15 protein-coding genes are annotated in these 13,755 nt (G+C 45.1%); 5 read left to right on the top strand and 10 right to left on the bottom strand.

Annotated elements, in window-relative coordinates; translation table 11 throughout:
• Positions 1-41: 41 nt before the first annotated feature.
• From FXO21_RS05415 to fmt, 3 genes are all read right to left on the bottom strand, one after another.
• Positions 42-542: a dihydrofolate reductase gene (locus tag FXO21_RS05415; RefSeq protein WP_149639140.1), complete on the bottom strand. Its 501-nt coding sequence runs from the start codon at positions 540-542 to the stop codon at positions 42-44.
• Positions 543-775: 233 nt separating this feature from the next.
• Positions 776-1,237: an IS200/IS605 family transposase gene (gene tnpA / locus FXO21_RS05410; protein ID WP_149639139.1), complete on the bottom strand. Its 462-nt coding sequence runs from the start codon at positions 1,235-1,237 to the stop codon at positions 776-778.
• Positions 1,238-1,273: 36 nt separating this feature from the next.
• On the bottom strand, positions 1,274-2,194 hold the full coding sequence (gene fmt / locus FXO21_RS05405; protein ID WP_225865577.1) for a methionyl-tRNA formyltransferase: 921 nt from the start codon (positions 2,192-2,194) through the stop codon (positions 1,274-1,276).
• A 234-nt stretch (positions 2,195-2,428) separates the two neighbouring features.
• On the opposite strand from fmt, the gene greA reads away from it, so the two are divergent.
• The 5 genes from greA to FXO21_RS05380 all read left to right on the top strand — a co-directional run bounded on the left by greA (position 2,429) and on the right by FXO21_RS05380 (position 7,273).
• Entirely contained in the window at positions 2,429-2,911 is a 483-nt protein-coding gene (gene greA / locus FXO21_RS05400) for a transcription elongation factor GreA (protein ID WP_149639138.1), read from the top strand.
• A gap of 367 nt (positions 2,912-3,278) precedes the next feature.
• Positions 3,279-3,608, top strand: coding sequence for a hypothetical protein (locus FXO21_RS05395; RefSeq protein ID WP_149639137.1), 330 nt, complete (start codon positions 3,279-3,281; stop codon positions 3,606-3,608).
• Between the two features lie 57 nt (positions 3,609-3,665).
• Positions 3,666-4,736 (top strand): M20/M25/M40 family metallo-hydrolase, encoded by a 1,071-nt coding sequence (locus tag FXO21_RS05390; protein WP_149639136.1) that lies wholly within the window; start codon positions 3,666-3,668, stop codon positions 4,734-4,736.
• A gap of 98 nt (positions 4,737-4,834) precedes the next feature.
• Positions 4,835-5,887 (top strand): PA0069 family radical SAM protein, encoded by a 1,053-nt coding sequence (locus FXO21_RS05385; RefSeq protein WP_149643377.1) that lies wholly within the window; start codon positions 4,835-4,837, stop codon positions 5,885-5,887.
• 120 nt (positions 5,888-6,007) lie between these two features.
• The gene (locus FXO21_RS05380; protein WP_149639135.1) at positions 6,008-7,273 is read left to right on the top strand and encodes an exo-beta-N-acetylmuramidase NamZ family protein; all 1,266 of its coding nucleotides are present in this window, start codon (positions 6,008-6,010) and stop codon (positions 7,271-7,273) included.
• Here FXO21_RS05380 and FXO21_RS05375 read toward each other — a convergent pair.
• From FXO21_RS05375 to FXO21_RS05345, 7 genes are all read right to left on the bottom strand, one after another.
• Complete coding sequence (locus FXO21_RS05375) at positions 7,264-7,905, bottom strand: hypothetical protein (RefSeq protein ID WP_149639134.1); 642 nt, start codon at positions 7,903-7,905, stop codon at positions 7,264-7,266. The two genes, FXO21_RS05380 and FXO21_RS05375, sit on opposite strands and share 10 nt — an antisense overlap.
• A 3-nt stretch (positions 7,906-7,908) precedes the next feature.
• Positions 7,909-8,952 (bottom strand): ATP-grasp domain-containing protein, encoded by a 1,044-nt coding sequence (locus FXO21_RS05370; RefSeq protein ID WP_225865576.1) that lies wholly within the window; start codon positions 8,950-8,952, stop codon positions 7,909-7,911.
• Between the two features lie 10 nt (positions 8,953-8,962).
• Entirely contained in the window at positions 8,963-9,673 is a 711-nt protein-coding gene (locus FXO21_RS05365) for an NRDE family protein (RefSeq protein ID WP_149639133.1), read from the bottom strand.
• Positions 9,661-10,146, bottom strand: a complete 486-nt coding sequence (locus FXO21_RS05360; RefSeq protein ID WP_149639132.1) for a DinB family protein — start codon at positions 10,144-10,146, stop codon at positions 9,661-9,663. Before FXO21_RS05360 ends, FXO21_RS05365 begins: the two co-directional genes overlap by 13 nt.
• A 483-nt stretch (positions 10,147-10,629) precedes the next feature.
• Entirely contained in the window at positions 10,630-11,364 is a 735-nt protein-coding gene (locus FXO21_RS05355) for a LytR/AlgR family response regulator transcription factor (protein WP_149639131.1), read from the bottom strand.
• A 254-nt stretch (positions 11,365-11,618) separates the two neighbouring features.
• Positions 11,619-12,920 (bottom strand): ethanolamine permease, encoded by a 1,302-nt coding sequence (gene eat / locus FXO21_RS05350; protein WP_149639130.1) that lies wholly within the window; start codon positions 12,918-12,920, stop codon positions 11,619-11,621.
• A 28-nt stretch (positions 12,921-12,948) separates the two neighbouring features.
• Positions 12,949-13,731: a phosphatidylinositol-specific phospholipase C/glycerophosphodiester phosphodiesterase family protein gene (locus FXO21_RS05345; RefSeq protein ID WP_149639129.1), complete on the bottom strand. Its 783-nt coding sequence runs from the start codon at positions 13,729-13,731 to the stop codon at positions 12,949-12,951.
• Positions 13,732-13,755: the final 24 nt, after the last annotated feature.

Below are 13,755 nucleotides of genomic sequence, written 5' to 3'. Positions count from 1 at the left end.
CTTAAATAGAGTCACTTTGGGTTACGTCAATGCAAAAGTACTTAATTGTCAGCTTTTCTAGAGTAATTTACAAAGTCGAATTTAAAAGAATGTCTCTCGTCGTGTTCGTGCACACTGCGCTCCGTCTCCTTCCACAGTGCTGGTTCAGCGATCTGAAAGTACGTATCTCCGTCAATCTCGGTATGCACTTCGGTTACATATAACCTGTCTGCAATTTCCTGCGCCTGCCGGTATAATTCACCGCCGCCAATAATGAAAATTTCATCCGTTTCGATTTGCCGCGCAGCTTCTATGGCTGATTCCAGAGAATGGGTTGTAACCACACCCTCGTGACTGAAATCTGCATTGCGCGTTACCACAATCGATGTACGGCCCGGCAAAGGTTTTCCGATCGATTCAAATGTCTTCCTTCCCATAATCATCGGGTGACCCAACGTCAATTGTTTAAAACGCTTTAAATCATCCGGCAACCGCCACAACAACTGATTGTCTTTGCCGATAACACCGTTATCGGATACTGCTACTATGATTGATACATTCATATATGCTACATATTTTTCATCCCTCTGGGATTTATTTTTTGTGAATGGTTTGGGACTGCGATGCGTTTCTGGATTCTAGTTAAAAAATCGCGTAGCGATGTAACAATGGTAAGCGCAAACTGAACTAAACAAAAATCGCGTAGCGATGTAATCTCGGTAACACGTCTGCTCTGACGTCTCTAAATCGCGTAGCGATGTAACCTGGGTGCGCAGGTGCCACAGTGTTCGCAATCTTATTTCGGCTTTTCAAAAATGTATGCTTCGTTGTAATCAATTGCGAATTCTTTTAGGATTGTCACGTATTCGTCTAAAAATTCGACTTTCCTGTGGTGCTCTTTTTGATTTAAAATATAGCGGATCACGTTATTTACGGCCGACTTACTATATGAGAATACACCGTAGCCGGCCTGCCATTCAAATCTCGAATCACAATATCCGCGACTGTTGATCCACTGCAATGAATCGGCTTTCACATCCTGCATCAAACTTGCAATACTCTGTGTCGTCTGAAATCCGATTAACATATGAACGTGGTCAGCTGTACCGTTAATCGCCAGCATTTTGTGTTTGTTCTTCTGCACTATGCCTGTGATATACTTGTATAAATCAACTTCCCAGGCCGGATCGATGAGCGCAGCGCGATATTTTGGGGTAAAAACAAATTGCAGGTGGACTTGCGAATATGTGTTAGCCATATTTTCGATCGTATAGTGTGTAAAATTTGAGTTGACTCAGAGTCTGTATCCCCGCAGGAAATCTCCGACTGTCATCCTCTTCTTTCCTTCCATTTGCAAAACTTCTACCGCAACCCAGCCGTCACCGGTCTTAAAGTGAAGAAACGATTTTTGGTCAGTATTAAATTCTCCCGGCGAACCTTTCTCGCTCAAATCGAGGGGCCGAGTCTTAAAGATTTTACATGAAAATCCGTTCAGCGTTGTCCAGGCTGCGGGATAAGGGGATAGGCCTCTTACAAAATTATGTATTTCAATCGAGGGACGTGTCCAATCAATTTCGCAGGTTTCCCGGAAAATCTTGGGGGCCAATTTAATCTCCTTCGATTCGTCCTGCGCTTCCTGGGGATATTCGTCCGCTTCGATTGCCTGAACCGTTTTAACTACGAGTCTGGCGCCTCTTTCCATCAGCCTGTCGTGCAAGGTACCTGCATCATCTTCCCACGAAATTGGTTCTTTGTCTTGAAAAATAATCTTACCCGTGTCAATTTCCTTTTCTATGAAAAAAGTGGTGACGCCCGTTTCTGTTTCTCCATTGATAACCGCCCAGTTGATTGGAGCCGCGCCCCGATATTGTGGCAAAAGGGAGCTATGCAAATTGAATGTACCTTTCGGAGGCATATTCCAGACCACCTCCGGCAACATGCGGAACGCCACTACTACCTGCAAATCTGCCTGGAACGATTTGAGTTGTTCCAGAAACGCAGGATCCCGTAATTTTTCAGGTTGTAAGACAGGTATTCCCTGTGATTCAGCATAGATTTTCACCTGCGAAGCAGTCTGCTTCTGCCCCCTTCCCGAGGGCTTGTCAGGCACGGTTACAACGGCCACAACATTAGAATTGCTTTCGACCAGACTTTGTAAACTTGGGACCGCAAACTCGGGGGTTCCCATGAAGATTATCCTGAATGTATTTGACATAGGCACTTGACGGCTTTTCCACAAATATGGTGTTACCATTCGCAAATATTATTATTTTTGTCGTTCTTAAACGCAAATTATGTTGAACTCTAAGTTACACAGCAACCGAAAAGACGAGGTCTTCTAACCTTTTTCTACGAGTGTAGTTACTCTTGTAGAGCGGTCTTAGAGCCGTTCTTTTTTTTTATCTGGAAATCAAAAAATTTATAAGACTTAAAACCAACAATTAAGGTCATGGCTAAAATTTCATACTATACGGAGGAAGGATTAACAAAGCTGAGAAATGAGCTGAATGATATGAAAACCAAAGGCCGCACGGAGATTGCACGACAGATTGCAGAAGCGCGGGACAAAGGGGATTTGAGCGAAAACGCAGAATATGACGCGGCTAAAGATGCACAGGGGATGCATGAAATGAAAATCGCAAAGCTGGAAGAAATTCTTTCCACTGCCCGTGTGATCGACGAGTCGTCTATTGATAATTCCCAGGTTTCTGTTCTTTCAAAAGTGAAGATCAAAAACCGCAAAAATGGAATGGAAGTAACATATACACTGGTTTCCGAAGAGGAGGCTGACCTGAAAACCGGTAAAATATCAGTGGGTTCCCCGATTGGAAAAGGTTTGTTGGGTAAGAAAATAGGTGATACAACCGAGATTAAAGTGCCTGCCGGGGTGATGGAGTTCGAAGTACTGGATATCAGCCGTTTCAGCGAATAGATATTATTTATTAAAAATTGGATCGTGCGGCCGGAATGGCAGTTACGATCCAATTTTTTTGCTTAATTACCGACAATGTTGGTGTCAGCCCGCCGTTGGTCGCCATTGTCGATGTTGTCCCCGACCATGCCATTGTTGGTGTTGTCACCAACAACATGGCACTATGCAATTGAAATAGGCTGTATTCTGTATGCAATACATCTATGTGAGAATTGAGAGTAATTGCGCTGTGCGGCAAAATGCTGGTGACAACACCAGCAAAGGCGATCAAGAAATGCTGGTGTTGTCACCAGCAAAGGCAATAATGCTTAGGGCCTAATGCATACTGCTTAAAGCCCAAAGGCACATAAACAAAGCTTCCTGCAAAATGAAAATCAAAGGCTTCATACTTAGCACTTCATTCCTCTGGGTGGAAGGTATGGCCGTTTTTCCTTTTATTTTCCTGAAATCAAAAAAACCCAGCCGCTTCCTGATCAATCATGAAAGGATCCATTTAAAACAACAGCTTGAACTCGGGTTGATTGTTTTCTACGCATGGTATTTTATCGAATATATAATCCGGCTCGTTCAATACAGAAAACATTATTTAGCCTATCTTCATATTTCGTTTGAACGCGAAGCTTTCCAAAATCAGGCGGATCTGGAATACCTTAAGAAACGTCCATTCTGGGCTTTTTTGAGATATTTGAAAAGGTAGTTAAGCTGAATAGGAAAGTTTTATCCATATCATTTTCAGTACTTTTTAAATTGGTTTATGGCAGACAAGAACACAGAATTTCTTTATAAGTATTTAAATAATGCATCGCCTACCGGCTTCGAATCCACTGGCCAGCAGATCTGGCTGGACTACATCAGGCCTTATATCGAAGAGGAAATTATCGACACTTATGGTACGGCCGTCGGGGTAATAGGCCCGGGACAGGATTACAAAGTGGTGATCGAAGCACATTCCGACGAAATTTCATGGTTTGTCAATTACATTTCTGACGATGGTTACATTCACGTCCGCCGTAATGGTGGTTCCGATGCGGCAATTGCACCTTCCATGCGGGTTAACCTGCACACAGCGAAAGGTGTTGTAAAAGGGGTATTCGGCTGGCCCGCGATCCACGTTCGTGAGGTGGCAAAAGATCAGGTGCCCAAAGTGCACGAGCTATTTATAGATGTAGGAGCGGCCAAAAAAGATGAAGTTTTCGAAATGGGTATCCACGTCGGAACGGTGGTTACTTTCGCAGACGGCCTGGATGAACTGAATGAAAAATACTACATCGGTCGCGCGCTGGACAACAGGATGGGCGGTTATATGATTGCTGAGGTTGCCCGCATGCTGCATGAAAACAATGTGCGTTTGCCGTTTACATTATACGTAGTCAATGCGGTTCAGGAGGAAATTGGGCTGCGGGGGGCGGAAATGATAGCGAGACGGCTGAGACCCGATCTGGCGATCTGTACCGATGTTACCCACGATACACAATCTCCGATGTACAATAAAAAGGAGCAGGGCGATTTGAAAGCAGGTAATGGTCCGGTGATTTGTTACGGTCCGGCCGTGCAGAACAATGTACGTGATCTCCTGATCCACGTGGCCGACGAAAAGAAAATCCCTTTCCAGCGCCAGGCAGTAAGCCGGTCGACAGGAACTGATACTGATTCGTTTGCTTACTCGACAGAAGGAATTGCTTCGGCATTGATCTCTCTTCCACTGAAATACATGCATACAACCGTGGAAATGGTACATAAGGAAGACGTTCAAAACGTGATCCAGTTGATGTACGACGTGCTTTTGTCGCTCAAAGGCGACGAGGATTTCAGATATATTAAGTAAATTTAGCATACGCAGACTTTCCAGGCTCCATAACCTGGAAAGTCTTGACCCATACAACCCATTTTAACATCAACAAACATGAAAATCATCACTACAAAATGGACAACCGGGCGCGGGGCAGGGGAGCCGCTATCAATCCCCACAACAAATTCTTCAAGCAATCCACCGAGTATACTTCCGAAGACTGGCAGCAATGGGAAGACCCTGAGGTAAACCCCAAAACACAGTTTATTGAGGAGGAATCCAAAACTTTACTAAGCGTTTCCGACAGTCCCGATCTGGGGAACTTCCATTCCGTGAACCCTTATCGGGGCTGTGAGCATGGTTGTATATACTGTTACGCGCGTAATTCGCACGAATACTGGGGCTTTTCGGCAGGACTTGATTTTGAAACGAAAATCGTAGTCAAAAAGAATGCTCCGCAGCTTCTCGAAAAGCTCTTTAATTCTAAAAAATGGCAGCCGACCAGCATTCATATTTCGGGGAATACGGACTGTTACCAGCCCGGTGAAAAGAAATACCGCATTACGCGGCAGCTGCTTGAAATTTGTCTGCGCTATCGCAATCCCGTGAGTGTGCTCACCAAAAATGCATTGATACTCCGCGATGTGGATATTTTTGAAAAATTGGCGAAGCTTAACCTTGTTCACGGAGCTATTTCGATTACATCACTAAATGAGGACCTCAGGCACAAGCTGGAACCGAGAACGGTAACCGGCAAGAGGCGTTTGCAGGTTGTGAAGACACTGACCGAAGCCGGCGTGCCAATGGGCGTGATGACCGCGCCGATTATCCCCGGATTGAATGATCATGAGATTCCAACTATTATCGAAGCTGCTGCTGAAAACGGAGCGCTTTGGGCGAATTACACGGTGGTAAGATTAAACGGTGCGATCGCGACGATATTCGACGAGTGGGTGCATCACCACTTTCCGGATCGTGCGGCAAAGGTTTTGAACCAGATCAAGGAATGTCACGGCGGGAAGGTCAACGACTCGCGGGCTGGATACCGCATGGTAGGCGAAGGAAATTTTGCGGAGCATATCAGGCAGCTGCACCACCTGGCGTGTCGTAAATTTTTTAAGGGTTCAGAAATACCGGAGCTGGATGCCACGCAATTTATGCGGGCAGGGCAGATGCGCTTATTCTGATCTTTGTGCCACGAAAGCACCGCAGCGGCGGCCGCGAATATGGCACGAATAATTAGTGCCTTATTCGCGCATTCGTGGCAATAAAAACCTTAGTTTTAAAAATCTTCAATCCTGATCCCGATGAAACCAGTGCTGTTCACATTTTACCTCGCCGCCAACATTCTGCTGTTCAATAACTGCGTCAATTCTTCTGCCAACAAAAATCCGGTGTTGACGGGAAATGATTCGATCAGCACCGCAGGCGTCAATCCAGTGGCAAATGTGCCGATCACCGGCGCAGACCAGATCTCGGAATACATTCCATATCTGAAAGGAAAAAAGGTAGGAATCGTGATCAATCAAACCTCTATCATCGGCAATAAACCGATGGTCGACAGTTTGGTTGCATTGGGGATCAATGTAGTAGCCATTTTCGGGCCGGAGCATGGTTTCAGGGGGACTGCCAGTAACGGAGACAAAGTTAGCGACAGCGTGGATCCGAAAACGGGTATTCCGGCGATTTCACTTTACGGGAAATTAAAAAGACCTACGAATGAACAAATGGCCAAGCTGGATATTATGCTGTTTGATATTCAGGATGTAGGCGCTCGTTTTTATACCTATATCAATACACTAGGGCACGTCATGGAAGCCTGTGCCGAGAATAATAAGGAAATGCTCATTCTCGACAGGCCTAATCCGAATGGATTCCTGGTCGACGGACCGATATTGGAAGATCACTTACATTCGGGTATCGGCATGTATAAAATTCCGATCTCGCATGGATTGACGATCGCTGAATTGGCACAAATGATCAACGGAGAAGGCTGGCTACCCAACAAAATGCAGTGTAAATTGAAGATTGTCAAAATCGCGAATTACACGCATGATACCCCCTATATTTTACCCGTACTACCTTCGCCAAATCTGAATACGCAGCAATCCATTATGCTTTATCCGCACATTTGCATGTTCGAAGGCACGATCGTGAGCCAGGGGCGTGGGACTTATATGCCGTTTACAGTGTTGGGAGCGCCTTTGTTGAAAGACAAATACAAGTTTTCATTTACTCCAAAAAGCATAAAAGGAATGAGTGAAACGCCATTGCACCAGGATAAAGAATGTTTTGGGCTCGATCTGAGGGAATATGATATGAAGGATATCCGGAAGTCGGGCAAGCTGCATCTGGGCTGGCTGATCGACATGTACAAAGCCTATCCTGATAAAGAGCGATTTTTTGACAGGTCGCAAAGCAAGCAAATGGGTAATTTCGATTATTTGTCCGGAAATGAAAATCTGAGAAAACAGATCATCGCAGGGACGTCCGAAGAAGAGATCCGTAAAAGCTGGGAACCGGGACTTTCACAATACAAAGAGGCAAGAAAAAAATACCTGATCTATCCCTGAACCCTGTATTTTCTATAAAATTTCACGGCCTGCATGACCGCGAGCGAGATGAAAATGATTGAAAAAATGTGGGTTGATATCCAGGGACTGAGCGCTGAGGTCTTTTCCAGGATTTTTTGAAAGATCATTACAAAAAGAAAAACACCCGCAAACGTGCCCGCCGAGGTGCCGGAAACGTAAGCATATTTCTCGTTTCCCGTTACCGCGATCATCTCAGCATTCACCAGATACAGATTCCAGCCCAGCCAAAAGGGTATTTGCACGAGATTAATGCAATTGAGGAAGATACCGAGCAGAAAGGGCGGGTAACCCGATAAATAGTCCGGTATCGCATCGTTTCCCACCGTTTGCTGCGCATTGAAAAAAGAAGCTGCCAGCAGCAGCATAAAAAGAATGGACAGGATTTCAGTGGCTTTTGTGAAACGCTTGTGTCTGTGAAGCCACTTTGCGGCTTTCAGTGTTAATAAAATCAGCAAAAACTCGACGACCACGACACCCGCGACGAACATGACCAAACTGCTCATTCCCTGAGTGCTAAATATTTTCAGCGCAATTACATTGATATATCCGAGCGGCAGCGAGCCAACCATACTGACTATAAAACCAACAAGAATGTTTTTAAGATTTACCATTCGCTAGAATCTTTCCAGCTTTTTGACATGAAGTTTATTTTGTCTGAGCATATCCAGTCCTTCGAAAAAAGTCATAAAACGATGTCCGTTCTGGTGGTTTATTTTACTGATTTTGAAAAGCATTGAAAAATGCCTGACAATTTCCTTCCAGGCAGTAAATATCGACTGGCCCGGATCATAAATGTGGGTAGGCTCGCTTCCGGCCCCGTTCAGCTCTATAATCGAAAGATTCTGTCCGTTTTCCAGCTCTTCGATCGTATTATACTTAATATCCAGGCGACCATAGTGAAAGTGAGGTACTTGCAGGCAAATCCGGTTTAATACCGCCGTCAGTTTCACATTGGCCCAGGAAGTAGCATTGACGAAACGCGAGCCACGCGCATGGTTTCCGTACGGTACCAGGTTAATACGTTCGCCAGGAGCAGGGATATCCATGAGCCGGGAACCGTACATCTTTTGTAACGCATTCATTTGCAAATGGTAGCGTGGGTTTTTTTCGACTAATGCCTGTATGTTGGACCTGCCGTCACCCACGACAATCAGGAATTCTTTGGCGACGATCCCTGTAATTTTACCTTTTTCCTTGTTCGGAAACCGGACATAAAAAATCCCGATTTCATTAGGCAGATCCACATACTCCTGTATCAGAAAATCAAAGTCAACTTTATTGATATATGCGGCCAGATCTTCCTCGTTTTCCAGTTTTTGCACGGCCATGCCCCGCATTCCAATATCTGGCTTGGCGATCAGCGGAAAGCTCATTTTCAAATTAGTATACTTTGCACGGATGGCAGTTAATGCTTCGCCAGGTCTGGCCAGGACGGTTTTTGGATAAAATTCTGCTGGCAAAAGGTCATAAATTTCCTTTTTTGACTCCATTAAAAATCCCCCGTTCCGTATGGATGGATTGGAAGCGTTAAAGAAAAAAAACGACCGGGCACGCAACGAGTAGTAAAACCACACAAAGTACATTGGAATATAAACGATCCCGAAAGGCCAGTACTCCCAGTGCGTCAGCTTATGGAACAGAAGCGCGTATTTTTTCAAAACAGGTTCTTTAAACGGAAATGAAAGAATTTGATAATTTCTGTTCTTTCGACAGGTCGCAGTGGTACAGTTCACTCTTGTTATTTTCGATCACGGCCTGGGTTATACTGAATGTTCGCATTCCATTGCTCCTGCGAATAACCAGTCCGTTTTCCGTATCGTCATTCGCGGTCTGGGAATGAAAATGTTTTAACTCTTCCACATTCGCAGCTGGATTTTCTTCCAGGAAATTTTCAAACCACCTGGCCCTTTCCATTTGAACGGCAGGCGTATACAATGTACTGGAAGACCAGATATAATCTCCGGCTGCGGGTAACGGGACGGTTTCTTTTCTCTGTCCGTCCCACCTTAGCTGAAAAAGGGCCTTTTGCTGGACAAGGACAATGGTAAATGGCTCAATATCTTGTAAATCAGCATATTGCCAGGCGGTAACAGGCGAAAGGTCTGAGATAATATCCAGCAGTACCAACCCGCGGCTTTTCCGGTGAAATGCCGAAGGTGAATGAGCGACTGCCGCTCCGTTCAGTAAAACAGCCACATTTCCGAAATCATCGGTAGCAAACCAGGTACCGCCTGCTTTGGGATCTTTGGGAAAAGTGATCTTTTTATTTCCGATCAGATAAGGCGCGGGCGCCAATGAGGCCGGACGGTCCCGGTGTTCGTCGCGGTTTGAAGTAAGGATGATCTTATCTCCCTTCGCGACATATGTTACTGTGCACATTGTCTGTATTCGATAGTGGAAGGGGCGAGCCCGAAACTTTCGGCAACCTCAATATTGTCCATGTCCAGGATAGCGACCCTGATCAGCGCCTGATGGTGGATGCAATGTTCGAGATTATAAAGCAACTCCCTGTAATAATTGGTGGCGATAGTCAGCTCACGGCCTGCTACCTTTTGCAAAAGGGCCAGCAACTTATCCGGCTTGTCGATCGTTTCCCTGATCTTTTGAATGCAACTTCTCGCATAATCGGGCAACGTTTCGATTGTAGTGTTCCGCTGGCGGCTGTCGTAGTTGATTTCGCCCTGCTCGTACTGGATAACCAGGCACTGAAATAATTCGATAATATGCCTGGTATGCTGTCCAATACTCGACCCGCTGAGTTCGCGGCAGGGACTATTGTACTGTTCTTGTGTAAGCTGACTTAAAAATGAATCTACTTCGCCTAAAGTATGCCTGACTGATTGAATGAGCATATTGGTGTCATATTTTGTAAGGTGAGCGAATTTGTCGGCTAAAAAATTATTCCAGTCGATATTCCGGCAATTTTCGCTGCCTGTGCATATGGGCAAGCCAGGGATTTAGTTGTATTGTGTAAAAACGAAACATCCCAGGGATAACTTCCCAGGGATGTTTAATTATTCTCAACGATATTTAATTTAAGGGCAAACTGATTTAGTTTAGGTTATATAATGTGTGCACAATGCAATTTTATATGCATAAATGCCAATTTTTTATAGATACGAATGTCCGGATGAAATAGATGTCTGCAAGTAAAATTATTTTTTTAAAATTTAATTATTATTCCCTGATTATTTTGGAGAAAAATAAGATTTTTTTAAAGCTATTAAAAATAGTTCGATAGCATTGATCTCCCAAATTTATGGGGCGAACCAAAGCTTTTCAGGGGTGAAGTGGTAAAAAGTGTGGGTGATGCCTGGAAAGAAGTTGAAGTCTGCCTAGGAAAAGGTTTTCACCTTGCTCAAAAGCTCATTCCTGTTGTCGTTTGTGATCGGGATTTCAATGTCGTTGATCATTACGTGCACGTAGTCGATTGCAGTAATTGCATCCAGATTGATAATAAAGGATTTGTGAACCCTGAAAAACAGGTTTGCCGGCAGCTGTTGCAGCATGTTTTTCAGCGTTTCCCTGATCGTGTACTTTTTGTTTTTGGTGTGCAGTTCCAGGTAATTGTCGTCGCTGCGGATATACAGGACGTCGGAAAGCTGGATTTTAGTAAACATCTGTTTTTCCTTGATGAACAGCGAATCTTTAATTACCGTGGTATCTTCCTTCTCTTTACTGGTCGATTCGCCAGCCAGGGCTGCCAGACGATAGTTTTTAAGTGCCAGTTTTACGGCGGTGTAAACCGTTATCTTCTGAAAAGGCTTTTGCAGAAATGCATGCGGCGCGGATTGCAAGGCTGCATTTACGACCGCGATGTCATCGTGGCTGGATAAAAATAGGAATGGAATGCCCAGTCTCTCACGTATATAGTCTGCCAGGTCAATGCCGGTCTGATAGCCATTCAAATTGATATCGAGTATGGCAAGATGAAATATCTTGTCGTTCAATAACTCAATTGCAGTAGGATAATCTGTGGCAATATCATTTGCTTCATAACCGAATCCGTTCAAAAGAAATTGAAGGTGTCTGGCAATGATGAAATCATCTTCAACTATTAAAATGTTCATTTTTTTGAAATGCGTCGCTGCCCAGGCACCGGGCAATGAACTTGATTAGGATTTACGGTAGAGGCCTCAAAATTTTTATTGGAAATATATTGAAAATAACGATTAAAAACAGTTCGTACACAACTACTTATCAAAATTTATAGAATTATTTGTCAAAATAAGCCTTTGCCCACACTGCACCGGCAAAAATGCATGGTTTAAGTAGTAATAGTGGCATAGGGTTATTTAGTTTTCGCTTCATTCCATTCCTCACTCTAATGAGTTTTATGGCGGCCGGTTAACACAAATAGCAGTGTCACAATAGCAAGCCCGGCGAAAAACCACAGGCTGAGTATAACATTGTAATACACGATAGCGAACAGACAAACGCCGGAAAGTATCAGCGCGATTGCAGGGAAAAAGGGATACGCAGGCACGGTAAAAGGTCTTTCGAGACCAGGCTCTTTTTTTCTTAGTTTAAAAAGTGCAGCCATACTGATCATATACATCACCACCGCACCAAGAGCCGCAAGTATGATAACCTGATCGGTGGTTCCGAGCAGCAGCGCCACGCAGCCGGCTGCTCCCCCCGCGACCAGCGACCAGTGCGGTGTTTGAAAATGACTATTCACATTACCCAGAAAGGACGGCAAAAAACCGCTTCTTGCCAAAGCAAAAATCTGACGCGAGTAACCGATGATCGTTCCGTGGAAAGACGCGATCAGCCCGAACAGGCCCAGGCTGGCAAAAAGCTGCGTGAGACTGCTGTCCCTGCCCAGCACAATCCCCAGTGCGGCGGGCAAGGGATAGTCGATTTCGCTCAATGACTGCCAGGGCGCGATTCCGCCGGTTACGATCATCACTGCAAGTGCCAGTATAACCAGCGTGAGGATTCCATATATATAACCCCTGGAAATGGTGCGTTTGGGATCTTCCACTTCTTCGGCAACCATCGCAACGCCTTCGATTGCCAGGTAGAACCAGATTGCGAAAGGCAGTGCCGCAAATACGCCCGGCCAGCCAAATGGCATCGGGTCGGTTACGAATGTATCATAGGAAAAACTGGGTGCTATGATGCCGATGTAAACCAATAATTCTCCCACAGCGAGGAGGGTGACAACCAGCGAAAAAAGTGCGGATTCCTTGATACCCAGCAAATTGATCACGATGAAAATTGCATAGCAGGCGAATGCTACCTGAAGTACTTCAAGCGAAGGATATAAAAAGTGGGCATAGCTGCCCAATGCAAATGCGATAGCAGTGGGTGTGACCAGAAATTCGATCAGTGTTGCATATCCCGCGATCAGTCCGCCCCACCAGCCAAATGCCCGGTGCGCGTAAGAAAAAGGCCCGCCAGCCTGCGGAATGGATGTAGTCAGTTCAGTAAAGCTAAAAATAAAGGTTACATACATGACCGTCACCACCAGTGTGGCGATCAGAAATCCGACTGTGCCCGACACACCCCAGCCATAGTTCCAGCCGAAATATTCACCGGAAATAACAAGTCCGACGGCGATTGCCCAGAGGTGGATGGGTTTTAAAACTTTTTTGAGGGAGGCGCTTTGTTCGGACGACATGCAGGGTTTGGTTAGCGTTTGGTAATGCTTATCGGGGCGCCGTTCGCAGATAGTCGCCCATTTCTCTCACTTTGTCGGTATTCAGGTAATCGACGCCCATCGACATGAGTGTGCGCCAGGAATTAATGTTGTCGGGCGTGGCCCATATCCTTACTTTTTTCCCTAGGTCATGGACCTGGCCGATCACTTTTTGCAAATTCTTCTTTTCTTTTTCTGGCAGGGGGCCCTCGCCGTTCCATTTCGAATATTTCTGGAAAGACTGACTCACTAATCCGATCCGTTTCAGTTGCTCCGGCGTATAGGTATGCTCAGGGCGGCCGTCGAAAAAGATGTAGGCAGGATAATCTCCAAACCGGGCAGGTTCCGGCACGTTTCCGCTGATCACAATTTTCACCGAACCGGACGGGGCGAATCCCTTTTGATGTGGTTCTAATAGTTTTACTAGCGCGGCCAGCGTTTCGGGTCCCGAAGTTTTCAGATCGATCAGTAATTGAAGTGGTACGTTCCCCTGAGGGTAAATGCTACCGTTATTTTTTCGGGTCTGTTCAACAATGGGATTGAGGTAAAGGGTAGAAAATGTTCTTTTCGGTTTAATTTCCTTCAACTCGTGTGCTACAAACAGGCTGTCGTCGACCAGATAAAGATCGGCTTCCATGGAGCCAAATTGCTGCTCATAGGCGTCGTAAAAAGGGTTTTTTCTTATATAGTCATTATGCGAATGCGCCTGAGCAGTTGTGTAAGCCTTGCTATTTTGCGAAAAAGCGAGCGGTGCGAAAAGTAACAGAAGTATGGAAGTAAATATCAATCTCATATCGTTGTAAAAGAACAGGTAAGC

It is taken from the genome of Dyadobacter sp. UC 10 (assembly GCF_008369915.1).
Taxonomy (GTDB): domain Bacteria; phylum Bacteroidota; class Bacteroidia; order Cytophagales; family Spirosomataceae; genus Dyadobacter.
This window is presented reverse-complemented; position numbering and strand designations above follow the sequence as displayed.